The 25,550-nt window shown below is 66.0% G+C and carries 19 protein-coding genes; 5 read left to right on the top strand and 14 right to left on the bottom strand.

Annotated elements, in window-relative coordinates:
- Positions 1-6 precede the first annotated feature (6 nt).
- Positions 7-900, top strand: a complete 894-nt coding sequence (locus tag AUL28_RS15520; protein WP_058598896.1) for a transglutaminase family protein — start codon at positions 7-9, stop codon at positions 898-900.
- 119 nt (positions 901-1,019) lie between these two features.
- Complete coding sequence (locus AUL28_RS15515) at positions 1,020-2,201, top strand: GGDEF domain-containing protein (RefSeq protein WP_062234250.1); 1,182 nt, start codon at positions 1,020-1,022, stop codon at positions 2,199-2,201.
- A 50-nt stretch (positions 2,202-2,251) separates the two neighbouring features.
- Here the strand turns inward: AUL28_RS15515 and glgB are convergent, their stop codons facing one another.
- The 14 genes from glgB to uraH form a co-directional block, all read right to left on the bottom strand.
- Complete coding sequence (gene glgB / locus AUL28_RS15510) at positions 2,252-4,531, bottom strand: 1,4-alpha-glucan branching protein GlgB (protein WP_062234248.1); 2,280 nt, start codon at positions 4,529-4,531, stop codon at positions 2,252-2,254.
- Positions 4,531-6,084, bottom strand: a complete 1,554-nt coding sequence (locus tag AUL28_RS15505; protein ID WP_062234245.1) for a maltokinase N-terminal cap-like domain-containing protein — start codon at positions 6,082-6,084, stop codon at positions 4,531-4,533. The genes glgB and AUL28_RS15505 overlap by 1 nt, the downstream gene beginning before the upstream one ends.
- Positions 6,085-6,178: 94 nt before the next feature.
- Positions 6,179-8,227 (bottom strand): alpha-1,4-glucan--maltose-1-phosphate maltosyltransferase, encoded by a 2,049-nt coding sequence (locus AUL28_RS15500; RefSeq protein ID WP_082640502.1) that lies wholly within the window; start codon positions 8,225-8,227, stop codon positions 6,179-6,181.
- Between the two features lie 131 nt (positions 8,228-8,358).
- The gene (locus tag AUL28_RS15495; protein WP_062234243.1) at positions 8,359-9,207 is read right to left on the bottom strand and encodes a fumarylacetoacetate hydrolase family protein; all 849 of its coding nucleotides are present in this window, start codon (positions 9,205-9,207) and stop codon (positions 8,359-8,361) included.
- A gap of 107 nt (positions 9,208-9,314) precedes the next feature.
- Positions 9,315-10,682 carry a guanine deaminase gene (gene guaD, locus AUL28_RS15490; protein ID WP_062234240.1) on the bottom strand — a complete coding sequence of 456 codons (1,368 nt, stop codon included), beginning with the start codon at positions 10,680-10,682 and terminating at the stop codon, positions 9,315-9,317.
- A 39-nt stretch (positions 10,683-10,721) separates the two neighbouring features.
- Positions 10,722-11,984 carry a urate hydroxylase PuuD gene (locus AUL28_RS15485; protein WP_062234238.1) on the bottom strand — a complete coding sequence of 421 codons (1,263 nt, stop codon included), beginning with the start codon at positions 11,982-11,984 and terminating at the stop codon, positions 10,722-10,724.
- A 304-nt stretch (positions 11,985-12,288) separates the two neighbouring features.
- A complete protein-coding gene (locus AUL28_RS15480) occupies positions 12,289-13,374 on the bottom strand; it encodes a BMP family ABC transporter substrate-binding protein (RefSeq protein WP_058601323.1) in 1,086 nt (361 codons plus the stop codon).
- Positions 13,375-13,400: 26 nt separating this feature from the next.
- Positions 13,401-14,324, bottom strand: coding sequence for an ABC transporter permease (locus AUL28_RS15475; RefSeq protein WP_062234235.1), 924 nt, complete (start codon positions 14,322-14,324; stop codon positions 13,401-13,403).
- Entirely contained in the window at positions 14,321-15,472 is a 1,152-nt protein-coding gene (locus tag AUL28_RS15470; protein ID WP_062234234.1) for an ABC transporter permease, read from the bottom strand. Before AUL28_RS15470 ends, AUL28_RS15475 begins: the two co-directional genes overlap by 4 nt.
- Entirely contained in the window at positions 15,472-16,998 is a 1,527-nt protein-coding gene (locus AUL28_RS15465) for an ABC transporter ATP-binding protein (protein ID WP_062234231.1), read from the bottom strand. Before AUL28_RS15465 ends, AUL28_RS15470 begins: the two co-directional genes overlap by 1 nt.
- Positions 16,999-17,011: 13 nt before the next feature.
- A complete protein-coding gene (gene xdhC / locus AUL28_RS15460) occupies positions 17,012-17,881 on the bottom strand; it encodes a xanthine dehydrogenase accessory protein XdhC (protein ID WP_062234229.1) in 870 nt (289 codons plus the stop codon).
- Entirely contained in the window at positions 17,878-20,280 is a 2,403-nt protein-coding gene (gene xdhB / locus AUL28_RS15455; RefSeq protein WP_156420030.1) for a xanthine dehydrogenase molybdopterin binding subunit, read from the bottom strand. Before xdhB ends, xdhC begins: the two co-directional genes overlap by 4 nt.
- Positions 20,280-21,722, bottom strand: a complete 1,443-nt coding sequence (gene xdhA, locus AUL28_RS15450; protein WP_062234227.1) for a xanthine dehydrogenase small subunit — start codon at positions 21,720-21,722, stop codon at positions 20,280-20,282. Before xdhA ends, xdhB begins: the two co-directional genes overlap by 1 nt.
- Positions 21,723-21,727: 5 nt before the next feature.
- Positions 21,728-22,099: a hydroxyisourate hydrolase gene (uraH, locus tag AUL28_RS15445; RefSeq protein ID WP_058635148.1), complete on the bottom strand. Its 372-nt coding sequence runs from the start codon at positions 22,097-22,099 to the stop codon at positions 21,728-21,730.
- 175 nt (positions 22,100-22,274) lie between these two features.
- Here uraH and puuE point away from each other — a divergent pair, with 175 nt between their 5' ends.
- From puuE to AUL28_RS15430, 3 genes are all read left to right on the top strand, one after another.
- Positions 22,275-23,708, top strand: coding sequence for an allantoinase PuuE (puuE, locus tag AUL28_RS15440; RefSeq protein WP_062234224.1), 1,434 nt, complete (start codon positions 22,275-22,277; stop codon positions 23,706-23,708).
- 8 nt (positions 23,709-23,716) lie between these two features.
- A complete protein-coding gene (locus AUL28_RS15435; protein ID WP_058601331.1) occupies positions 23,717-24,211 on the top strand; it encodes an ureidoglycolate lyase in 495 nt (164 codons plus the stop codon).
- Between the two features lie 285 nt (positions 24,212-24,496).
- A complete protein-coding gene (locus AUL28_RS15430; protein ID WP_082640501.1) occupies positions 24,497-25,426 on the top strand; it encodes a phosphatase PAP2 family protein in 930 nt (309 codons plus the stop codon).
- Positions 25,427-25,550: the final 124 nt, after the last annotated feature.

The following is a 25,550-nucleotide window of genomic DNA, read 5'->3' as shown; positions in this document are numbered from 1 at the left end:
CCGGGCATGAGCCGCTACGACATCCGCCTTTCGATCGGCTACACCTATCCCGGCTTCGTCCGCGACGCCCGGCATATCCTGCGCATCGCGCCGCTGAAAGCGAGCGGGCAGCGTGTCGAGCGCTTCACGCTCGACATCAAGCCGACCCCGCGCGAAACGGCATCCGAGCGCGATTTTTTCGGCAATCGGACCGATCATGTCCTGATCGACGAACCGCACGAGACACTCTCGGTCGAAATGCGCGCGCGGGTTCGTGTCGATCGCCCGCTTCCAGCGCTGGGGCAAACCCTGCATGTCGAGACGATCCGCGCGCTGGCCCGAGCCTCGCGCGACAGCGAGGGTGAAAGCCCGCTGCATTTCCTGGGCGCGGGTCGGCTCGTCGCTCCCTCGCCGGCGGTCGCCGCCTATTGCGCCGAGGGGTTGGAGCCCGATCAGCCGATCGGCGAGGCCATGCTGGCGCTGGCGCGGCGCATTCGGAGCGAGTTTCGCTTCGAGGCGGGTGTCACCACGATTTCCACGGGCGTCGAGGAAACGCTCACCGCCCGGCGCGGCGTCTGCCAAGATTTCTCGCATCTGATGATCGCGGGCCTGCGTGGGCTCGGCCTTCCGGCGGCCTATGCCAGCGGCTTCCTGCGCACCGAGCCGCCGCCGGGCCAGCCGCGCCTCGAAGGGGCGGACGCCATGCACGCCTGGGTAGAGGTCTGGGCCGGGCCGCAAATGGGCTGGATCGGCTTCGATCCGACCAATGGGTGTTTTGCAGGCGAGGATCACGTGCTCGTGGCGCGCGGGCGCGACTATTCCGATGTTGCGCCGATCGACGGCGTGTTGATCACGTCCGGGCCGCAGCGCCACCATCATGCGGTGGACATGATCCCGATCGGTGAAGCGGTGCGAAACTAGGTCATTCGCCGAATTTTCCAGACCCAGCCACACATCTCGTTTAAATCTTCTGATTCTTGTAAGGTATCCTTTCCAGGCAGACGCCTAATCTCAGGCACCGAAGGAGAGATGTGGGACACATGTATATCGACCTGTCCACCATCTACGCGTTCATGTTCGCCTCGCTCGCCGTGTCGGGCGCTCTGACCTTCTGGGAGCGTCGGTTTCATCCGCTGCGCAAGGACGTTCTGGCGGAATGGGCACTGGCCTATGCCGCCTTCACCCTCGGTTGTGCCCTTCTGATCTTCGTGATCATCCCGACCCCCTATCAACGGGCTCCGGCTTTCCTGCTCAATCTGTTCGGTTATGTGGCGCTGCTCGATGGCGTTCTGCGTTTGAACGGGGGGGCTTTGCCGCTCCGCCTGCGCTGGGCCAGCCTGCCCTTTGCAGGCTTCTGCTTCGCGCTGTTCCCCCATTTGAGCTACGAGACCTGGAGCCTGCTCTGCTCGGCCGCGATCGCTCCCATCTGCGGGGCAGCGACCGTCACGCTGCTGCGCGGTTGCTCGTTCGCCGCACTTCGCTCGCGCAAGCCCGCCGTTCTGGTGTTCGGCTTTCATGCCATCTTCTACGCCGCGCGGGTCACGCTCTTCCTCGCCAGCGGGCTGATGGGCGAAAGCCTGGCATCCTTTCCCGAATTCTTCATCGCGCTTGCCAAGATCACCATGTTCGAGGGCGTGCTTTTTGCCATCGCCGCTCCCATGCTGCTTTTGTCGCTGGTGCGCGAGGAGGGCGAGGCACGCATTCTCGAAGCATCGAACACCGACTATCTCACCGGCCTGCCCAACCGACGCGCGCTGTTCGATCGCTCCGTGCGCCGCATTCAGGAAGCGCGCTCGGATGGAGCAAGCGTCTCCGTCATGGTGTTCGATCTCGACCATTTCAAACTGATCAACGACACGCATGGCCATCAGACCGGGGACGACGTGCTGAAGCTTTTTGCCCGCATTCTGGACCGCGAGCTGCGCTCCAGCGATCTGGCGGCCCGGTTCGGCGGCGAGGAATTCGTGGTTCTTCTGACCGGACAGACGCGCGAGGAAACGCGCGAACTCGCCCAGCGCATTGCGCGTGCCTTCGCCGTCGAAGCCGCGCGTTTCGATGGGTTGGCCATCAACGCGACGGTCAGCGTGGGGCTGGTGCATTGCGTTGATGCCGACCGCAGCTTCGAGACGCTTCTGGCCGAAGCGGACGCGGCGCTCTACCGCGCCAAGGCGCTCGGCCGAAACCGCGTCGAGCAGGCGCCGGGGCTGGCCGCCGTCGCCTGATCTTGAAGGGAGACCGGACCGCCCGTGGAGAGCGATCCGGTGCGTCAGGTTCAGGCCTTGGCGAGATCGCTGCTCGCCAGGCCTTCGCTTTCCACCCGAGCGTCAGCCTCCTGACGGGCGCGCGGGGGCGCGAGCACGATGGTGGAGAGCGGCGGCAGGCTGAGCGACAGCGAGAAGGGCCGGCCGTTGCAATGGACCTCCTCGGCCTCGCTCCCGCCCATATTGCCGACATTCGAGCCGCCATATATCTCGGCGTCGGTGTTCATCACCTCTTCCCAGAAGCCGCCATGGGGCACGCCGACGCGGTAGCCATGGTGGACATTGGGCGTGAAGTTGCAGACCACCAGCGCCGGGCGGCCTTCGCGGTCCTTGCGCAGAAAAGCCAGAACCGACTGCTCGACATTGGACGTGTCCACCCACTCGAAACCGTGCGGGTCGCAGTCGTTCTCATGCAGCGCCGGCAAGCCGCGATAAAGCGTGTTGAGGTCGCGCACGAGGCGCAGCACGCCCCGGTGCTCGGCATGGTCCAGAAGATGCCAGTCGAGCGACTGGTCGTGGTTCCATTCCGCCGACTGGCCGAACTCACCGCCCATGAAGAGCAGCTTCTTGCCGGGATGGGTCCACATGAACCCGTAATAGGCGCGCAGATTGGCGAATTTCTGCCACCAGTCGCCAGGCATCTTCCCGAGAATGGAGCCCTTTCCATAGACCACTTCATCATGGCTGAGCGGCAGCACGAAGTTCTCGGAATAGGCATAGACCATTCCGAAGGTCATATGGTGCATGTGGTATTTGCGGTTGATCGGGTCTTCCTGCATGAAATGCAGCGTGTCGTGCATCCAGCCCATGTTCCACTTGAAATGGAAGCCGAGGCCGCCGGCATAGGTCGGGCGCGACACATTGGGGAAGGAGGTGGATTCCTCCGCATGGGTCGTGGCGTTCGGGAATTGCCCACCGACCTGCTCGTTCGTCTCCTTCAGGAAGGCCATGGCCTCCAGGTTCTCGCGCCCGCCATAGATATTGGGCTCCCATTCGCCATGGCTGCGCGAATAGTCGAGATAGAGCATGGAGGCGACGGCATCGACGCGTAGCCCGTCGATATGGAACCGGTCGAGCCAGTAGAGCCCGTTGGAGACGAGATAGTTCTTCACCTCCGTCCGACCGTAGTCGTAGATCAGCGTGTTCCAGTCCTTGTGAAAGCCACGGCGCGGATCGGCGTGTTCATAAAGCGCGGTGCCGTCGAAGCGGCCGAGCCCGTGAATGTCGGTCGGAAAATGGCCGGGCACCCAGTCGAGCAGAACGCCGATATCGGCCTGATGGAAGGCGTCCACCAGCCGCGCGAAGCCGGCCGGGTCGCCATATCGGGCGGTCGGCGCATAGAGGCCGATCGGCTGATAGCCCCAGGAACCGTAGAACGGGTGCTCGGACACGGGCAGGAACTCGACATGGGTGAAGCCCATATCCTTGACATAGGTAACCAGCTCGCGCGCCAGCGCGTCGTAGTCGAGGAAGGAATTGTGGTCGCCGCGCTTCCACGAACCCAGATGCACCTCGTAGATCGAGACGGGCTTGTCGGCGGACTGCCAGTCGCTCCATTTGGAGCGGAAGGCGTCGTCCTTCCATTCGTGCTCCACCAGCCCATCCACGACGGAGGCGGTGGAGGGCGCGAGTTCCTGGCGGAAGCCGACCGGATCGGCTTTCAGCGGCAGAACCTCGCCATGCCCGCCGATCAGCTCGTATTTGTAGACCTCGCCCCGCCCAAGGCCGGGAACGAAGATTTCGAACACGCCCGCATCGACGCGCTTGCGCATGACATGGCGCCGCCCGTCCCAGGCGTTGAAATTGCCGACCACCGACACGCGGCGCGCATCGGGCGCCCAGACCGCGAAGGCCACGCCCTTCACCCCGTCCATCTCGGTCGGGTGCGCGCCGAGCTTTTCATAAAGGCGATAATGGCGCCCCTCGCGCATCAGATAGGTATCGAGATCACCGAGGATCGGGCCGAAACGATAGGTGTCCTCTTCCTCCCACGAGCTGTCGCCATGCCAGAAGCGGAAGAGATGGTCGTCGAACGCCTGTGACACGAGGCCGGAGAACAGGCCGTCCACCTCACCGCGCTCCAGTTCGGCCAGAACCTGGCCCTGGCGGTCGATGACCGCGGCGCGCTCGGCCCCGGGGCGGAAGACCCGCACCACGGCGCTGCCATCGCCCGTGCGATGGGGGCCGAGAACGGCGAAGGGGTTTTCGTGACGGCCCTGCGCCAGCGCGCGTGCCTCGTCCCCATGCAGGCCGTGATCGATGCCGGAACTGGCGGAAAGAGACTCGCTCATCAAAGGACCTGTCGTTTCTGGAGAAGGGAGACGATCCCGCGCAGCGGAATCGAAAGCCAGGCGGGGCGCATCGCCGCCTCGTAGCGCAGTTCGTAGAAGGCTTTCTGCAGAAGGAAGAGATCGAGAAGCCTGGCGTTCCCCTCGTCGGAGAGATCGACGCCGCTCGCCTCTTCCCAAGCGCTCAGAAACGCCGCCGACGTCTCGTCGCGCCAGCGCTCGGCTTCCGCCTTGGCGCGCTCGGCCAGCGCCGGATCGTCGGTGCGGATCGCGTCCAGCGCGGCGAAGGCGGCATAGTCGTAGGAGCGCAGCATCCCCGCGACATCGCGCAAGGGCGAGGTTTTGGCGCGGCGCTCGGGCAAGGTGCGGCCCGGCTCGCCCTCGAAATCGAGGATCACGATATCCTCGCCCCGCACCAGCAGCTGGCCGAGATGATAATCGCCGTGAATGCGCGTGCGCCGTCCGGCGGGCTCCAGCTGCTTGAAGCTCTCGAACCAGGCCGAAATCTCGGCTTCGCGCGCGCTGAGCGCCGCGATGTCGGCGCTGACATCCGCGCCGCCTTGAACGCCGCGCAGAACGGCGATCGCGCCCGACGCCTCGTGTTTGGCCTCATCCACGATGCGCGCCAGCGAGACGCGGTCGAGCGGCTCGGGGTCGAAGGCGGATTGGCCGGTTTCAGTGCCCAGCGCCGCGTGCATCTCGCCCGTACGCCGGCCGATCGTGCGGCCGGGGTCGAACGTGTGAGCGCCGGCCTTCGTCCCCTCCCCGGCCCGCAAGCGCTCGGCCAGAGCGCCGGTGACGCTGGCCCAGGCGTCTTCGGCCTCGGTGATACGCTCGAACAGGGCCGCGACGGCGGCGTGGCTGCCATCGGGCCGCGCCAGTTCCAGCGAGCCGAGCAGCGCGGGCGCGGCGGGAAAGCCGGTGTTCTCGGTCAGGAACTCCGTCACCTCCAGTTCAGGCTGTTCGCCATCGCGCAGGAGACGGTAGAATTTCAGGATCGCGACGCGGCCGATGCCGATCGACGTGTTGGACTGCTCGCCCGACAGAGGCTTGATCTCGGCGGCTTCGACGGCAGCGGCCGCTTCCAGACGGTCGGCCTTGACGCTGGATGCCTTGGCGAGAAGCGCCGTGCCGCCTGCCTCGATCCGCCCGCCCTGCGCGATCAGACTGACGATGGCGCGGCAGAAGGCGGGGTCGCGCGTCGCGTCGATCAATTGCCGGTCGCCCGCGAGCGTGCCGATCAGCTTGGGCTCGATGCCCTCGCCGCGCGGGCGCAGCGCCAGCGGCAGGAAGTAATGCTGCTCGCCTTCGCCGGTCTGGATCACGGCCTCGCCAGCCAAGGCTCCGTCCGCGCCCTCGACCGCGCCGGCCGGGACGAAGCGAGTGCCGCTCAATCGTTCGGACTTGGCGGCGAACCAGCGCTGGTGCCCCAGAAAGCGCGCGAGCGCCGAGCTGAGCTCAGGGCCGGACGCGAGATCGGGCAGCGAAGCGTCGGCGAAGGCCGGAAGAGCGTCGGGCGAAATGTCCCCAGCCTTGGGAGAGGCGGTGTCGGTCATGCGCATCCATCGTCGTCTGCGGTCGGCCGGGCCGGACCGTGGAAGAAACAAGACAGGAGAAGCGAGGCGGGCTCGAAGCCCGCCCTCTCTCCCGTCAGACGGATAGACGGAAAATGGCGTAGGGAAGTTCCGCCGGCTCGAACCACCAATGCTGAACCTTGCCGGACCAGACGAACTGGCGGTCGTTCACGAGGTCCTCGACCTTGACCGTGCCATTGTCGGGCAGACCGAATTCCCAGAGCGGCACTTCGAAATGGCCGCCCTGCGGCTGATGCGGGTCGAGCGTCACCATGACGAGAATGAAGGAGGAGAGATCGGCCGTCCGCTTGCCATAGTAAAGGACGTTGTCGTTCCAGAACTGGTAGAATTCCAGATTGCGGAAATCCCGCAGCGCCGGCTCGGACTGGCGCAGCCGGTTGAGAAGCGCGAGATCGTCCCGAATATGGCCCTCACGCTTCCAGTCGAAGGCGCGGATCTCGTATTTCTCCGAGTCCTTGTACTCTTCCTTACCGGTGACGAGAGGCTCGTATTCGCACAGCTCGAAGCCGGAATAGACGCCGTAATTGCCCGCCAGCGTCGCGGCCAGCGCGGCGCGGATGCGAAAGCCCGGCCGCCCGCTCGTATGCAGGAAGAGCGGGTTGATATCGGGCGTGTTCACGAAGAAGTTCGGCCGCATGTATTCGGCGCATTCTTCCTTCGTCAGTTCGGTCAGATACTCGCGCAGCTCCCATTTCAGGTTGCGCCATGTGAAATAGGAATAGCTCTGGTTATAGCCGACCTTGGCGAGACGCTTCATGAGCTTGGGCCGGGTGAAGGCTTCCGCCAGGAAGATCACGCCGGGGTCCACCGCGCGCACCTCCGCGATCATCCATTCCCAGAAGGGGAAAGGCTTGGTGTGCGGATTGTCGACGCGGAAGATGCGAACGCCCTTGTCCAGCCAGAACAAGACGATGTCGCGCAGTTCGACCCAGAGCGAAGGGATCGCGTCCGGCCCGTAGAAGTCGACATTGACGATGTCCTGATATTTCTTGGGCGGATTCTCCGCATATTTGATCGAGCCATCGGGCCGCCAGTCGAACCAGCCCTTGTGCTGCTTGATCCAGGGATGGTCGGGCGAGCATTGGATGGCGAAGTCGAGCGCGAGCTCCAGCCCATGATCGGCCGCGCGGGTCACGAGGCGCTGGAAATCGGCGAAGGAGCCGAGCTCCGGATGGATGTCCTTGTGGCCACCCTCATGCGAACCGATCGCATAGGGACTGCCCGGCTCGCCTTCTTTGGCCGTAACGCTGTTGTTCTTGCCCTTGCGGTTCGACTTGCCGATCGGGTGGATCGGCGGGAAGTAAAGGACGTCGAAGCCCATCTCCCGGATATCGGGCAAGCGCGCGATCACGTCGTCGAACGTGCCGTGGCGCTTGGGATCGCCGGACTGGGAGCGCGGCATCAGCTCGTACCACGCCGAGAAACCGGCGGCTTCGCGGTCCACCCAGACGGGCACTTGGACGGGATAGCGCGAGAGATTGGCGCGCACGCCGCAGCGGCGCAGAAGCTCGATCGTCTCGACTTCCGTGAAGACGGCGTAGAGCGCCGCCTCGTCCTTCAGCTTGCGGAACTTCTCGACGCGGGCGCGCAGGGCCTTCAGCGCCTTGGCATCTTCACGCGAGCCACGGCCGGATTCGGCGGCCTGTTCGAGGATCGCCTCGCCCTCGCGCAGCTCCAGCGCGATATCGACGCCAGCGTCCCGCTTCTTCTTGGTGTCGCTCGCCCAGGTGCCGAACACGTCGCGCCAGGCGATGATCGAATAGCGATAGGGGCCGGGGGTCGCAAAGCGCACCGTCGCGCCCCAGCGGTCGTTGCCGATGAAGACGAAGGGCGTCTCCAGCCCTTCCACCTCACCGCCATGCGTCACCAGCGCGGCGGCGATGATCTCGTGCCCGTCTGAGAAGATGTCGGCCGTCACGGTCAGCGGCTCGTTTTCCATCCGCTTCACGGCGAAGCGGCCGCCATCGATCAGGGGCTCGACACCCTCGATCACGACGCGGCTGGCGGCCAGATCCTTCAAGAGCGCGATCGAAGCCTCGCGGCTGGCGACGGAGGATGCGGAGCGCTTCTTGGGCTTGGCCGCGACGGGTTCCGGGAGAGCCATGGACGAACCTTCTTTGCCGTTGCAGGGCGGGGAAGCCAGTGCGGGAGGTTGGCCCCGCTTCCTGCCAAAGGAATAGGGGCCAAACCCGATTCATCCAGAGAGGCGGCGGGGTTTCTCTCCCGCTGCCGGACTTATTCGTCTGGGCTGGAAACGACCTGACGCTGTTCGCCCAGATACGCATTGCCGAGCGTGACGATATCGCCGGCCTTGAGGAAGACCGGCGGCTTCATGCCCGCGCCGACGCCCGCCGGGGTGCCCGTGGTGATGACGTCGCCCGGCTCCAGCGCCAGGAATTCCGACGTGTAGGAGACGATGGTGGCGAAGTCGAAGATCATGTCGGCCGTGGTGCCGGTCTGCATCCGCTGGCCGTTCACGTCGAGCCAGAGTTCCAGCGCGGTGGGGTTCTCGATCTCGTCCCGCGTCACCAGCCAAGGGCCGAGCGGGCCGAAGCCGGGCGCGCTCTTGCCCTTCAGCCACTGGCCGCCGCGCTCCTTTTGCCAAGTGCGCTCGGACACATCGTTGCACAGGCAGAAGCCGGCGACGTAATTCATCGCCTCGTCCTTGGAGACCTGATAGCAGCGCTCGCCGATGACGATGGCGACCTCGACCTCCCAATCGACCTTGGTGGCGCCGTTCGGAATGGCGAAACCGTCGCGCGGGCCGGCGATGCAGGAGACCGCCTTGTTGAACAGAAGCGGCTCGCTCGGTGTCTCCGAGCCGGTCTCGGCGGCGTGTTCGGCATAGTTGCGGCCGACGGCGATGAAGTTTCGGATGCCGGCGACGGGCGGGCCGAGGCGATGGCTCGGATCAGCCTTGGGCAGGCTTTTGGGGTCCAGCGCGCGCAGCTTCTCCAGCCCGTGCCGGGAGAGAACCGCGCCGCCGATATCGTCGATCTCGCCCGACAGGTCGCGAATGCGATTTTCCTCGTCGATCAGCCCCGGCTTCTCGGCCCCTGGCTCTCCGAAACGCACCAGTCTCATGCCCGTCCTCCTGCCCCGCGCCGGTTTCTCCGGCCGGCTCGTTCTGATAGCGGCGCCCGCTCAAGGCAAAGCGCCGCAGGCGCTATCTAGCGCAGCCGCGCCAGGGTTTAAGCAGCCAACCCGCCATGGGCCAGCGGCGGCGGCTCGGCTAGGCCGCGCGCATGAAGCCGGCGGCCGGCCGCATAGGTCGCGACCACAGCACGCTCGTCTCCGAGCACCGTCAGAGCGAAGAGTTCTTCTTCCAGCGTCTCCACCCGCTCCATGCGCTGGCGCAACGCGGCCGTGGCGCGCGCGTCGAGGATCGTCAGATCCGCCTCGAAGCCCGGCGCGACCTGCCCGATGCGGTCGCCGAAGCCGATCGCATCGGCATTGCCCGCCGTCATCATATAGAAGGCGGCATGGCCGGGCAGACGCTGGCCGCGCAAGGCCAGAACCTTGTAGCCCTCGCCCGCCGTCTGGAGCATGGAATAGGACGTGCCGCCGCCGATATCGGTGGCGAGCCCCATGCGCAGGTTTGCAGCCAGCGCGCCGTCGCGATCGAACAGGCCGGAGCCCAGAAACAGGTTCGAGGTCGGGCAGAACACGGCCGTCGCCTGATGCTCGGCCAGCGCCCTGCGCTCGCGCTCCGACAGGTGGATGCAATGGCCGAACAGGGCGCGGCGGCGCACGAGGCCGTAGCGCTCGTAGACCGCCGTATAGTCCTCGGCCCAAGGGAAAAGCTCGCGCACGAAATCGATCTCGCCAAGATTCTCGGAGAGATGCGTCTGGATCGCAAGATCGGGATGGTCCTTCGCCAGCGCGCCGGCCACCTCCAGCTGCGCCTCGGTGGAGGTCGGCGCGAAGCGCGGCGTGATGGCGACTTCCAGCCGCCCCGCGCCGTGCCAGCGCTGGACGAGCGCCAACGTCTCGTCATGGGCGCGCTCGGGCGTGTCGGTGAGTTCGGGCGGCGCGTTGCGGTCCATCATGACCTTGCCGCCGATCATGCGCAGGCCCAGCCGCGCGCTCTCGGAAAAGAAGCTCTCCGCCGATTGCGGATGCGAGGTGCAGAAGGCGACCGCCGTGGTCGTCCCGTTGCGCAGGAGTTCGCGCAGCAGGAACTGCGCCGCCGCGTCCGCCACCGCTGGGTCGCCATAGCGCGACTCCTCGGGGAACGTGTACTTGGCGAGCCATTCCATCAGCTCCGTGCCGTAGGAGGCGATGACCTGCGTCTGCGGCATGTGGAGATGCGGGTCGATGAAGCCGGCGGTCAGCAGAAACGGGCGATAGTCCGTCACGGGCTGGTCGGGGCCGAGCCCGTCGAGAAGCTCGCTCGCCTCGCCCACGGCCTGGATGAGGCCGTCGCGAATGACGACGAGCCCGTCTTCGATGAAGCGCGCCACCGGCGTCTCGCCCGGCTGAAGATGCTGCACGTCATAGGACAGAACGCGCGCGCGAAGGGCGAGCGTACCGCCCGCTGAAATCGTGATGTCGGTCATATCTGGGAGTCTAAACTCTGTGAGTGCGCCGAGATAGGCTCAAGGCCGATAAAGGCCGCTGCCGGTTTCCAGCCAGCGGGCCAGCGCCAGGCGCTCGGAGGGCTCCATGCCGGTGATATTGCCGGGGGGCATGGCGTGGGAGCGCACGGCCTGACGCTCGATCAAGGAGGCGTTCAGAACGATGTCGCGGCCGTTTTCCAGAAGCACGCCCTTGGGCGCGTGGCCCATGCCCGGCCAGAGCGGCTTGCGCGCATGGCACATGGAGCAGCGCGACTGGACGATGCCCTCGGCCTCCTGAAACAGCGGCGAGCGCGCGAGCGCGAGTTGCGGATCGGCCGGGAAGTCGAGATTGGCATTCGAGGTGGAGGACGCCTCGCCCGTGGGTGAGGCGCGCCAGCCCGGCGCGCCCGACAGGGCCATGACAAGAACGAAGAGCACGCCCGCCACAGCCCAGCACCACCAGAGATGCTGCCCGGTCTTGTGCTTGGTGTTGAAGAAGTGGCGCACGACAGCGCCGATCAGAAGCACCAGCCCCGCGATGGCCCAGTTCCATTCCGTCGCGAAGGCGAGCGGATAATGGTTGGACAGCATCAGGAAAATGACCGGCAGGGTCAGGTAGTTGTTGTGGAGCGAGCGCTGCTTGGCGGCCGCACCCAGGCGCGGGTCCGGCGAACGCCCGGCCTTGAGGTCCGCCACCACGATCTTCTGGTTGGGGATGATGAGCATGGCGACATTGGCGGTCATGATCGTCGCGATCATGGCGCCGGTGTGCAGCATGGCCCCGCGCCCCGAGAAGAGCTGGCTGAACACGAAGCTTGCCGCGACGACATAGACGAACACGATGCCGAGCAGCACCGAGTCGTTCTTGCCGAGCGGCGACTTGCAGATCCGGTCATAGACGACCCAGCCGAGCGCCAGCCCCGCCACGCCGATCAGAACGGCGGCCCAGGCCGGAAGATCGGCCTTGGCGGGATCGATCAGATAAAGATCGGCGCCGAGATAATAGACGAGGAAGAGCAGCGCCGCGCCCGACAGCCAAGTCGCGTAGCTCTCCCATTTGAACCAGGTCAGGTCCTCCGGCATGTGCGGCGGGGCGACCATGTATTTCTGGATATGGTAGAAGCCGCCGCCATGGACCTGCCAGGCCTCGCCGCCGACGCCCACCATGGGCGCGCCATGCGGCTTTCGAAGGCCCAGATCGAGCGCGATGAAATAGAAGGACGATCCGATCCAGGCGATCGCGGTGACGACGTGCACCCAGCGCACGCCAAATTGCAGCCATTCGGAAAGATAAGTCCACATGGGATGACCCCCGAGACGCCGCCCCCTTGTCGCGGAACGCCTCAAAATGAATCCGATGTGCCTTTGCGGGCTCCTCGCCGTTCAGGAGACGGTGGGAGGAGCCAGGCGTTAGGGAAAGGGCGCGGGGCGCCCTTTCGGAACTCGTCGGCCGCCCGGTCAGCATCCCTCATAGAACGCCGACCAGAGGGTCGTGATAGTGAGTCAGTCAGCGTGGAGTCGCGAGACCCGAAGCTGAGCGGACTTGGTGTCCATGAGCATCGGAAGCGCAGCGAACCGCGCTGGATGACCGCCAGCGCGAGCCGTCTTAGTTACGCACGCCTTGGACATACCAGTCCATCTTGAGCAAGTCCGCATCCGGGATGACCTGACCCGCCGGGATCTTGTCGGCGCCCGACTGGTCCTTGATCGGGCCGGTGAAGACCTCGTAGGTGCCGGCCTTGGTCTCGTCCACGATCTTCTGCGCGGCGGCCTTCACGTTATCAGGCATCTTGGGGTTGAAGGGGGCCATCTCGACCTCGCCTTCCTTCATGCCGAGCCAGACGTCCTGCGTCTTCCAGGTGCCATCGGCCACCGCGTTGACGCGGCTGACATAATAGGGGCCCCAATTGTCGACGATCGCGGTCATGTGCGCGTTCGGCGCGAACTTGGTCATGTCCCAAGCCTGGCCGAAGGCGATGGCGCCGCGCTTCTCGGCTTCCTGCAAGGGGCCGGGCGAGTCGGTGTGCTGGGTAATGACGTCGGCGCCTTGGTCGAGCAGCGCGCCGGCGGCTTGCGCTTCCTTGGCCGGGTCGTACCAGGAGTTCACCCAGACGACCTGCGTCTCGAAATTTGGGTTCACCTTGCGCGCCGCCAGCGTGAAGGCGTTGATGCCCATCACGACTTCCGGGATCGGGAAGGAGGCGACATAGCCGGCCTTGCCGGTTTTCGACATCATGCCGGCGATGGTGCCGAGCACGGCGCGGCCCTGGTAGAATTTGGAATTGTAGGCCGCCATGTTCGGCGCGGTCTGGTAGCCCGTCGCGTGCTCGAACTTCACCTTCGGGAACTGCTTGGCGACCTTCAGAGTCGGATTCATGAAGCCGAAGGAGGTCGAGAAGATGATGTCGTTGCCGTCCTGCGCGAGCTTGCGGATGACGCGCTCGGCGTCCGGCCCTTCGGCGACGTTCTCGACGAAGGTCGTCTGCACCTTATCACCCAGCTTCTCGGCCAGATATTTGCGACCCTGGTCATGGGCGAAGGAATAGCCGAAATCGCCGACCGGGCCGACATAGACGAAGGCGGCCTTCACCGGGCGATCCTTCACCTGCGCGAAGGCCGGAGCGCCGATCGCGAGCGTGGCGGCGAGGGCGGCGCCTCCCAGAAGAACCTGACGGCGATTGAGAAGGATCATCGAGAACTCCTTGAGATGATCGGATATCAGGCCGAAGCCCGGAAGGGTTTGCCGAGGCAGGCCGGCGCCGCGCTGCGCGTGCGCGACCGCCCCGAGATAACAGCGAGGACGAGGATCGTCGCCAGATAAGGAAGGCTGGTCAGGAACTCGGGTGCCAGCAGCGACCAACCGGCCGCCTTGGCCTGAAGCTCCAGCGTGATGACCGCGCCGAAGAGATAGGCCCCGAGCAGGAGCCGCCCCGGCCGCCAGGAGGCGAACACGACGAGCGCGATGGCGATCCAGCCGCGCCCGGCGGTCAGCCGCTCGGCCCACATGGGCGTCAGCACCAGCGAATAGTAAGCCCCCGCCAGCCCCGCCATGGCCCCGCCGAAGAGCACCGCGAAATAGCGCACCTTCAACACGGGATAGCCGATCGAATGGGCCGAGGAATCGCTTTCGCCGACCGCCCGCAGCACGAGGCCGGCTCTGCTGTGCTTGAGAAACCACCAGACGGCGAAGGTCAGCGCGAAGGACGCATAGACGATGGGCGAATAGCCGAACAGGACGCGCCAGATCGGATCGTCGCTCAAGCTTGCGGGAAAGACCGAGCCGAAGACCGGCGTGGTGATCCCGACGAAAGATGCGCCCGCCAGCGCCGAAACGCCCGTGCCGAAGATCGTCAGCGCCAGACCCGTCGCCACCTGATTGGCGGTGAGCGTCAGCGTCAGATAGGCGAAGATCAGTGAGGCGGCGGCGGCCGCCGCCATGCCGCCCAGCGCGCCGAGCGCCGGAACGCCTGTCGACACCGAGACGATGAAGCCGGTGACGGCCCCGATCAGCATCATGCCTTCGACGCCGAGATTGAGAACGCCCGACTTCTCCACCACCAGCTCGCCGAGCGCGGCGATCAGGATGGGCGTGGCCGATGTGACGACCGCGACGATGATGGCGACGATCAGGGCCTCGTTCATGCCGGCACTCCGCTTCCGGTCTTGGTCTCGGCAACCGGCGCGATGGCAGGTCCGCTTTGGGCCGGCAGGCCGACCGGCGCACCGCTGCCGCCGCCGGATGTGGTCAGGCGGTAGCGCACGAGAATGTCCACCGCCAGCAGGAAGAAGAGCATCATGGCCTGGAACACGCCGATCGCGGCGGCCGGCAGGCCGATGGCCGTCTGCGCGCTTTCGCCCCCGACATAGGTCAGCGCCAGAACGAGCGCGGCAAACACGATGCCGAGCGGATGGAGGCGACCGAGAAAGGCGACGATGATGGCGGTGAAGCCGTAGCCGACCGGAAAGGCCGGGACCATCTGCCCGAACGGGCCGGCGGCCTCGAAGATACCCGCGAGACCGGCCAGCGCGCCGCCGAGCGCCATGGTCATCCAGACGACGCGCGTTTCGCGGAAGCCGCCATAGCGGGCGGCCTGCGGGCTGAGACCGACGACGCGCACCTGAAAGCCCACGACCGTGCGCGACACCACGAACCAGAGCGCGAGCGCCAGCGCGAGCGCCACCGGAATGCCGAGATGGATCAGCGTGCCCGGCACGACGAAGGGCAGCGTCTGGTCGGGCGAGAACATGGCCGTCTGCGGGAAGTTGAACCCCATCGGGTCCTTCCAAGGGCCGCGCATCAGATAATAGAGAATCTGGATGGCGACATAGTTCAGCATCAGGCTGGACAGGATTTCCGAGACGCCCAGCGCCGTGCGCAGGAAGGCGGGAATAGCGGCCCAGACCATGCCGCCGATGATGCCCGCGACGACCATGAGCGGCAGAATCCACGGCCCGGTCATGTCGAGCGTCATGAGCGCGACGCCCGTGCCGGCGAGGCCGCCCATGACATATTGCCCCTCCGCGCCGATGTTCCAGACATTGGCGCGGAAGCCGACCGACAAGCCGACGGCGATCATGGCGAGCGGCGCGGCCTTCACGAGAAGGTCTTGCCAGCGATAGGGATCGAAGAGGGGCGTGACGAAAATCTCGCGCACCGCGCCGAGCCCGTCATAGCCCAGCAGAGTGAAGACGATCGCGCCGACGAGCAGCGTCAGCACGACAGCCAGAACCGGCGTCGCAAACAGCATGGCGCGGCTCGGCTCGCGCCGGGGAACGAAGCGAAGAGCCATCAGGCCGCCACCTCCGCATGAGTCTCGCCATGGATGCCGCCCATGAGAAGGCCGACGCGCTCGATCGAAATGCCCTTCACGTCCATGGCCGGCGACAGACGCCCTTCGTTGATGACGGCGAGCCGGTCGCAGAGTTCGAGAAGCTCGTCCAGATCCTGGCTGACGACGACGATGGCCGTGCCCTTCGCGGCCAAATCCAACATGGCCTGCCGGATGAAGCCGGCCGCGCCGGCATCGACGCCCCAGGTCGGCTGCGAGACGACGAGAACCGTGGGCTCCTGCCCGATCTCGCGACCCATGATGAATTTCTGCAAATTGCCGCCCGACAGCGAGCGCGCAGCGGCGCGCGGCCCCGTCGCCTTGACGCCGAAGCCCTTGATGACGCTTTCCGCAAAGCTCTTGGCCGCGCCCATGCGCAGCAAGCCGCCCGAGGCCAGCCCCTTGCGCGCGCGGGCCGAGAGAATGGCGTTTTCATAAAGCGTCATATCCGGCACGGCGGCATGGCCGTTGCGCTCTTCCGGCACGGTGGCGAGCCCGGCGCGGCGGCGCGCGGAGACGCCGAGGCGTGCCAAATCCTGCCCGTCGATGCGCACGTTGCCCGAAACGCCCGCCGTGCGCTCGCCGGAGAGCACTTCCAGAAGCTCGTTCTGCCCGTTGCCGGCGACGCCCGCGATGCCCAGAATCTCGCCCGAGCGCACGGAGAAGGAAATGGCCCTGAGGCTCGTGCCGAAGGGCGGCAGGCCGGGCGCCGAGAGGCCGGAGACGGAAAAACGCTCCCGGCCGAGGCTGGAAGCCGGCTTTTCCGACAGAGCCTTGAGCGAGCCGCCGATCATCAGTTCGGCCATGGAGCGCGCGGTTTCCTGCCGCGGATCGCAAGTGCCCACCACCCGACCGCCGCGCAGAATCGTCGCCGTCGAGCAGAGGGTGCGGATCTCGTCCAGCTTGTGCGAGATATAGAGGATCGAGCAGCCCTCGCCCTGCAACTGCCTGAGAACGCCGAACAGCGCGTCCACCTCCTGCGGCGTCAGAACGGATGTCGGCTCGTCCATGATCAGAAGCTTCGGCTTGCCCAGGAGCGCGCGCACGATCTCGATGCGCTGGCGCTCGCCGACCGAAAGCGTGTGGACTTCGCGATGCGGGTCGAGCCCCAACCCGTAGGCGCTCATGACCTCGCGCACGCGCGCCTCCAGCTCGCGCCGGGGCGGCGGATCGTCCATGCCGAGCGCGATATTCTCCAGCACCGTCATCGCCTCGAACAGGCAGAAATGCTGGAACACCATGCCGATGCCGAGCCGACGCGCCTCGCGGGGTGACTGGATGCGCACGGCCTGTCCGTCGAAGAGCATCGTGCCCTCGTCGGCCTGCTGCACGCCATAGATGATCTTCACCAGCGTGGACTTGCCGGCCCCGTTTTCCCCGAGCAGGGCATGGATGGCGCCGGGCGCGACGGAAAAGGAAATGTCATCGTTGGCCACGACGCCTGGAAAACGCTTCGAAATCGACTGAAGCTCAAGACGAGGCGCCATGGGCAAAGGTCCGCTACGGTTCAACCGAGATGTTATTGCACTCGTTTTGCACAAGCGCAAAGCCTGAGCAGTGGTTTTCCTCACAGGAGGATGCGAGGGCGGTCAAGATTTCGGCAGCCGCCAAAGCGGCGATCACGGCCGGGCGTTTGTCGCGCACCCGAGCACCGCCGATCGGCAGGACGAGACGCTCGGCCAGAGCCCCCTCCCGCGCCTCGTCCAGGCGGCGGCGGAAGGTTTCCCGCTTGGTCCGCGAGCCGATCATGCCGACATAGGCGGCGTCCGATCGGCGCAGCGCTTCGGCCGCGATCAGGAAGTCCAGCGCATGATCGTGCGTCAAGACGACGAAAGCCGAGCCTGCGGGCGCGCCCGGCACCTCGGCCTCGGGCACGGCGCGCAAGCGGCGCTCGACGCCGTCTGGCAGCGTCGCCAGCCGGTCGGCGCGTGTGTCGATCACCACGACCTGAAGCGGCAGCGGCAGAAGCGCGCGCGCCAGCGCCTGCCCTGTATGGCCGGCCCCGAACACATAGACATGAGGATAGGCCGCGCGCTCGCGCGCTTCCAAGGCTTCCATGTCCGACAGAAGCGCAGCGTCGAGACGACGAAACCCGAGGGTCACATGGCCGCCGCAGCATTGGCCGATGGCGGGGCCGAGCGGGATCGCGAGGCGGCTTTCACTCTCGCCGGAGGCCAGCAGCCGCCGGGCCTCCACGATGCCTTCCATCTCCAGCGCGCCGCCGCCGACCGTGCCTTCGCAAGCCTCTGCCGTCACCAGCATGAAAGCGCCGACCTCGCGCGGGGTGGAGCCGCGCGCTTCCTCGACCCGCACGAAGACCGCCGGCCGCCCCTCGGCCGATGCGGCGCGAAGGGCGGGCAGCGCGCTCATGCGGCGCGCACCGCGCGCACGGCCGAGAGAATGCGCTCGGGCGTCGCCGGGGCGTCGAGCGCGGGGAAGCGCCGCCCTTCGCCCGCCGCGATCACGGCATCCGTCAGCGCCGAAAAGACCGAGAGCGCCAGCATGAAGGGCGGCTCGCCCACCGCCTTGGAGCGGAAGATCGTGGCGGCCGGGTTGCGCCCCTTGTCCCAGAGCTTCACGCGCAGATCGTCCGGCCGGTCGTTGGCGGTCGGGATCTTGTAGGTGGAGGGTGCGTGGGTGCGCAGCCGTCCGGCCTTGTCCCAGACAAGCTCTTCCGTCGTCAGCCAGCCCATGCCCTGAATGAAGCCGCCTTCGATCTGGCCGAGATCGAGCGCCGGGTTCAAGGACTGGCCGACATCGTGGAGGATATCGGCACGCAACAAGCGGTTCTCGCCCGTCAGCGTGTCGATCACGACCTCCGCGCAGGCCGCGCCATAGGCGTAGTAATAGAACGGCTTGCCGCTCGCCGTTTCGCGGTCGTAGCGGATGCCGGGTGTGGCGTAGAAGCCGGTGGAGGACAGCGAGACGCGGCCAAGATAGGCTTCGCCGACGAGATCGGAGAAGCGCTTTTCCACCGCGCCGATCCGCACCCGGTTCGGCAGGAACTCGATGGCATCGGGCGCGACGCGGTAGCGCTCGGCAGCAAAGGCGATGAGCCGCTCCTTGATCGTGCGCGCGGCGGCCTGGGCGGCCATGCCGTTGAGGTCCGAGCCCGAAGACGCCGCCGTCGCCGAGGTGTTGGGTACCTTGGCCGTCGTGGTCGCGGTGATCTTCACCCGTTCCACGTCGATCTGGAACTCCTCGGCCACCACCTGCGCGACCTTGGTGAAGAGGCCCTGCCCCATCTCCGTGCCGCCATGGTTCAGATGAACCGAGCCGTCCTTGTAGACATGCACCAGAGCCCCGGCCTGGTTGAGATGCGAGGTGGTAAAGGAGATGCCGAACTTCACCGGCGTCAGCGCGAGCCCCTTCTTGAGGATCGGGCTTTTGGCGTTGAAGGCCCGCACGGCCTCGCGCCGCGCGCGATAGTCGGAGGAGGCTTCGAGTTCCTCCACCATCTCCGCGATGACGCTATCCTCCACCTTCTGATGATAAGGCGTCAGGCCCGGCTCGCCTGTGCCCATCGCGGCGTAGAAATTGCGCTTTCGCACATCCAGCGGATCGAGGCCGAGATCGAAGCCGATCCGGTCCATCGCCCGCTCGATCGCGACCATGCCCTGCGGCCCGCCGAAGCCGCGAAAGGCGGTGTTGGAGACGGTGTGCGTCTTCAGGCGGCGCGAGTGGATATGGGCGGCCTTCAGGTCATAGGCATTGTCGGCATGGAACATGGCGCGGTCGGCGATCGCGCCCGACAGGTCCTTGGAATAGCCGCAGCGGATGAACTGGTGGAACTCGGCACCCACCAGCCGCCCCTCGCCGTCATGGCCGACGCGGTAGTCCGTCCGGCACTCGTGCCGCTTGCCGGTCATCTCCATGTCGTCGTCGCGGTCGAGCCGGCATTTGGCCGGGCGGCCCGTCTTAAGCGCGACGAGCGCCGCGACGGAGGCAAACAGCGCGGGCTGCGATTCCTTGCCGCCGAAGCCGCCGCCCATGCGCCGGACCTCGATCGTCACCGCATGGTCGGCGCGCCCGATGGCTTTCGCCACATTGTGCTGCACTTCGGACGGATGCTGTGTGGAGGAGCGCACGACGACGTCGCCATCCTCCTGCGGCCAGGCATAGGCGATCTGGCCTTCCAGATAGAAATGATCCTGCCCGCCCGTCTCGACCCGGCCTTCCACGATATGCGGCGCTCCCGCCAGCGCCGAGGCCGCATCGCCGAGCCGCATCTCGTGCGGGGTCAGAAGGTCCTCGCCGGCCGCATCGGCAAAGGCGACGCCCTCGTCCATCGTCACGGCGGCAGGCAGATCTTCGTAGTCCACCACGGCAAGCTTCGCGGCCGCCCGCGCCTGTTTCAGGCTGGGTGCGGCGACGGCAAAAAGCGGCTGGCCGACGAATTGCACGATGCCGTCCGCGAAGATCGGATCATCGCCGAAGACGGGCGAATAATCGTTGATGCCCGGCACATCCTCGGCCGAGAGCACGCAGACGACGCCCTCGCCAGAGCGCACGGGGGCAAGGTCCATTGCGCGGATGCGCGCATGGGCCTTGGGGCTCATGGCGAGATAGACCTGCAACGTGCCGGGAAGCTCGGGATCGTCGTCCAGATAGCGCGCCTCGCCCGAGACGTGCTTGGCTCCACTGTCGTGGCGGATCGGCTGGCCGACGCCGCCCTTCAGCCGGGTTTGCGGCAGAGCAGGCGCTTCGTCCAGCGCCTCGATGCCGACCGTGCCGGCCTCGCCCCGGTCCTGAACGCGGGTCTCGTCCATCAGGCCACCTCCTCGATCCGCGAGGGAACGCCGTCCAGTTGCAGCCGGAAACGCTCCAGGCATCCGGCGGCGGCTTGCAGGCGATAGTCCGCGCTGGCGCGCAGATCGTCCAGCGGCTGGAAATCCTCTCGCAAAGCCTCGGCCGCCCGCGCCACGCTGTCCGCATCGAAGGGCCGGCCGATCAGCGCCGCTTCCGCCGCCGCCGCGCGCTTGGGCGTACCCGCCATGCCGCCAAAGGCAAGGCGCGCCTGTGCGACCACGCCGCTCTCCAGCGTCAGCTTGAAGGCCGCGAGCACGGCCGAAATGTCCGAGTCCAGGCGTTTGGAAATCTTGTAGGCCGCAAAGCGCTCGTTCACTTCCAGAAGCGGCACCTCCACGGCCACGACAAACTCGCCCGGTGCGCGGTCCTGACGGCCGTACTGGATGAAGAAATCCTCCAGCGGCAGGTTCCGCATCGTCTCGCCCCGGCGCAGGAAAAGATTGGCGCCGAGCGCGATCAGCATGGGCGGCAGGTCGCCGATCGGCGAGCCATTGGCGATATTACCGCCGACCGTGCCCGTGTTGCGGATCTGATAGCCGGCGAAGCGGCGCATGACCTCGTCGAGATCGGGGTGGATGTCGGCAAGCCGCGCCCGCGCTTCGCGATGCGTGACACCCGCGCCGAAGAAGAGCGAATGCGGCCCCTCCTCGACATGGCGGAGATCCTCCACGCGCGAGACGTCGATCATGACGGGAAAATCGCGATGCTGCTTCGTGACCCAGAGCCCGACATCCGTCGCGCCGGCCACCAGCGTGGCGTCGGGGTGCGCGGCGTAGGTGTCGGCGAGATCGTCCACATCGCCGGGGGAGAGCCAGAGCCGCCCGTCCGCCTCGTAGCGGAAGACGCCCTGGCCGCGCGCCGCGCGCAGAGCTTCGGCCGTCGCGGCATCCTCGGCGGACGTGTCCGGCAGCGGCTGGCGCGCGAGGTCGAGCCCGGCCTCCACGATCGGCCCATAGCCGGTGCAGCGGCAGAGATTGCCCGAGATGACGTCCTTGACCGACTGCCGGTCGCTGAGGGCGCCGGTGCGCCAGCCGGAATAAAGCTGCATCACGAAGCCGGGCGTGCAGAAGCCGCATTGGCTGGCGTGGCGCTCGACCATCGCCTCCTGAATCGGATGCAGCCCGTCCCGGCCGAGATGCTCGATCGTGACGACCGAGCGCCCATGCAGCGCCGGCAGAAACAGGATGCAGGCGTTGACGGCGCGGCGCTGGAGACCCCCTTCGCCGTCAGGCTCTTCGAGAAGCACGGTGCAGGCGCCACAATCCCCTTCCGCGCAGCCTTCCTTGGTGCCGGTCAGCCGCTCGCGGGCCCCGCGCAAATATTCGAGAACGGTGGTGGTCGGCGGGAGACCTTCCACCATGCGCTCTTCGCCGTTCAAGAGAAAGCGGATCGCCTCGCCCATCTGGTTCAGCTCCCGCGATAGGTGGAATAGCCAAAGGGCGAGATCAGCAGAGGCACATGATAGTGCTTGGCCTCCGCCACGCCGAAGCGGATCACCACGTCGTCCAGGAATTTCGGCTCCGTCAGCTGAAGCCCGGAGCGGTCGAAATACGGGCCGCAGAAGAAGGTCAGCTCATAGACGCCGAAGCGGCAGGTCTCGCCCTCCAGCAGCGGCTTGTCGCAGCGCCCGTCCGCATTGGTGCGGGTTTCCACCACCAGCTCGCGCCGATCGCCTTCCACCCGGTGGAGAACGAGCTCGAGCCCGCTTGCGGGCACACCGCGCGCCGTATCGAGGACATGCGTCGTCAGCCGGCCGGCCGGCGCGTCATTGGCTGCCATGAATCGAGGAACCTTTGGTTTTGACCATCCGGTCAGGTAGTCTGCACCGGTTCGCCCATGCTCGTCCAGCCTTCGAACGCCTCCAATGTAAGAAGCCGAAAAAACGGCGGCATGGAAATTGCCGTGCGATCGTCGTATCGCAGAAGCGACCTCATGTTCCCGGAGACCAAGCGCCATGACGACTTCCTATCCCCGCGACATGCTTGGATATGGCCGCCGGGCGCCCGATCCGCGCTGGCCCAACCCCAGCGGCGCGGGCTCGGCCAAGATCTGCGTGCAGTTCGTGGTGAACTACGAGGAAGGTGGCGAGAACGCGATCATCCATGGCGACAAGGCCTCCGAAGCCTTTCTGTCGGAGATCGTCGGCGCGGCCCCCTGGCCGGGCCTTCGCCACATGAACATGGAATCGATCTACGAATATGGCGCGAGGGCGGGCTTCTGGCGGCTCTGGCGCATGTTCACCGAGCGCAGCCTTCCCGTCACGGTCTATGGCGTCGCGAGCGCCCTGGAGCGCAGCCCCGAGCAGGTGGCCGCCATGCAGGAAGCCGGCTGGGAGATCGCCTCGCACGGGTTGAAATGGATCGACTACCGCGACCACACGATCGAGGCCGAGCGCGCCGATATGGACGAGGCGCTTGAGCTTCATGAGGCGGTGACGGGCGAAAAGCCCCTCGGCTGGTACACCGGCCGCTCCTCGCAGCACACGCTGGAACTCGCCGCCGAGCGCGACTTCCTCTACGCCTCCGACGCCTATGCGGACGATCTGCCCTATTGGCAGGAAACGCGCACCAAACCGCTGCTCATCCTGCCCTATACGCTCGATTCCAATGACATGCGCTTTGCCACGCCCCAGGGCTTCAACACGGGCGAGCAGTTCTACACCTATCTGAAGGACGCCTTCGACTGCCTCTACGAGGAAGGGGAGAAGGGTCAGGCCAAGATGCTGAACATCGGCCTGCATTGCCGGCTCGTCGGCCGCCCGGGCCGGGCGCAGGCGCTGGCCCGCTTCCTCGACTATATCGGCTCGAAGCCCGATGTCTGGGTCGCCACGCGCGCCGACATCGCCAAGCACTGGCGCGAGCATTTCCCCTACAAGCCCTCCATCCAGCCGAGCCGGCTGGAGCGCGACATTTTCCTGCGCATGTTCGGCGGCGTGTTCGAGCATTCGCCCTATCTGGCCGAGCGCGTGCTGGAGCGCGGCATCGGTCAGGCGCATGACACGGCGCAGGGACTCTCGGCCGCCTTCGCGGTCGCCTTCCGGCGCGCCAGCGAAGCCGAGCGGCTCACGGTTCTGCGCGCCCATCCCGATCTGGCCGGCCGCCTGGCGCTCGCCGGCGGTCTCACGGCCGAATCCTCGGCCGAGCAGGCCTCGGCCGGGCTCGACCAGCTGACGCCGGACGAACTCACGCGCTTCACCGAGCTGAACGCGCGCTATGTCGGTCGCTTCGGCTTCCCCTTCATCATCGCCGTCCGGGGCCTCGACAAACACGCGATCCTTCGCGCCTTCGAGGCGCGGGTGGAGAACGACCCGGCCACGGAATTGGCCACCGCCTGCCGCGAGGTCGAGAAGATCGCCCGCCTGCGCATCACCGCGATCCTTGGAGAGTAAGTCTTTTCATGAAGCGCCTGACGCCCCGCCCGCTCGACGCCGACAGCTTCCGCCCCTTCGGCGAGGTGATCGAGCCCGACAATGCGACCGAAATCCGCCTCATCAACAATGGCACGACGACCCGCTTCCACGACATCGCGCCGGTGGACGTGGCGTCGGGCGGCGGCCATGCCTTGATCTCGATCTTCCGGGGCAAGCCCTTCGCGCTGCCGCTGGACATTTCCATGCTGGAGCGCCACCCGCTCGGCAGCCAGGCCTTCATGCCCCTCGACGCCCGCCCCTATCTCGTGGTAGTCGCGCCCGACGAGGGCGGCCAGCCGGGCGAGCCGGTGGCCTTTCTGGCGAGCGGCAAGCAGGGCGTCTCCTATGCCAAGGGCACCTGGCACCATCCGCTGATCTCGCTGGAGGACATGTCCGACTTCCTCGTGGTGGACCGGGGCGGCACGGGCAGCAATCTCGTGGAGTTCTTCCTGCCCGAGCCCGTGCGCATCGAGGCAGAATAGATCACGGGCTCTCGAACCCGGCGGGACTGACCGGAACAGGCGACAGGTTTCGATCAGACCTGAGGCCGGATGCGATGGCCATCGCGCCTTTCCAACATCCGGCATTTCGCACCCGCCTTGAGTGTTATGACTCCCGATCCATATCATCAGGATCGCGGATAATCAGGTCCAACCCGCACCCAAAAGCCGACAATAGCTTATCTTTTCAATATCTTGTGTTGAGGCCTTCTTCACAGCCGCATGCGAACGTAACCACAATCCTGGCGCGTTCGATTCGGTGTTGGCATGGCTACGACAAGTCCCCGTCGATTGCTTTATGGACTGACGGCTCTCTCGCATCTCATCGTCTTTCCCCTCGCCTGGCTTTGTGGCCTTGCGGTCGATTACAGGGAACTGGCCGAAGTTTACGGGATCGGACTCCCGCTTGCCTGCGGTGTCGTCCTCTACGCGATCCGTCAGCGGATGGAGATGCTGCGCGTCGCTCTGGATTGCGTGATGTGCGGTCTTCTTCTGACGGTGCCGGTCGGCATCTCGACCTATATCGCGATGGGCGCCGACCATCTCCTCGCGGACGAGGCGCTGGCCCGCATGGACGCGACCCTCGGCTTCGACTGGAACGGCCTCATCCGTTTCGTCGATGCTCGCTGGCTTCTGGCGGAGGCTCTTTTACAAGCCTACCAAAGCTTCGCCTTGCAATTGGTTCTCGTGCCGGTTCTGCTCGCCGTTTTCTCGCAACCGGCACGGGCTTATGCGATGGTGACCAGCTATGGCGTTTTGTGCTTCGCCTCCAGCCTGATCTCCGTCTGGTATCCAGCCCTGGGAACTTACACGTCTTACGGCAGCACAGCGGAATCCCTCACGCACATCAATGCGCATTTCGGGTTCGCCTTCCTGGAGCAGTTTCACGCGGTTCGTAACGACCCAGCCTTCGTCTTCTCAATGGCGCGGATGATGGGCATCCTGACGTTTCCATCGGTGCATGCCGCCGTAGCGATGCTTTGCGCATGGGCCATGTGGCCCATCCGTCCGCTGCGCTATCCCTTCCTTCTGCTCAACATTCTCATGACGGTTTCGGCCGTTTCACATGCCGGCCATTACCTCGCCGACATTATCGCCGGCATTGGCATCGCAGCGGCAACGATTGCCATCGTCAACAAGCTTTGCCTTCAGCACCAGCACAGCGAGTTTGGCGGCACACGCATCGCGGTCGTTTGAATGCGACCGAGCGCGTCGAGGTAAGGGGCCGAACAATTAACGCTCTTATCGTCATCTCTCCTGTGTTTTCGCCTTGAAGGCCCCTCGCGGCGCGACATTTGGCTCGCATCGTCGCCGCGAAGGA

Origin of the sequence: Aureimonas sp. N4 (assembly GCF_001463925.1) — a bacterium.
GTDB classification, from domain to species: Bacteria; Pseudomonadota; Alphaproteobacteria; order Rhizobiales; family Rhizobiaceae; genus Aureimonas; species Aureimonas ureilytica_A.
This window is presented reverse-complemented; position numbering and strand designations above follow the sequence as displayed.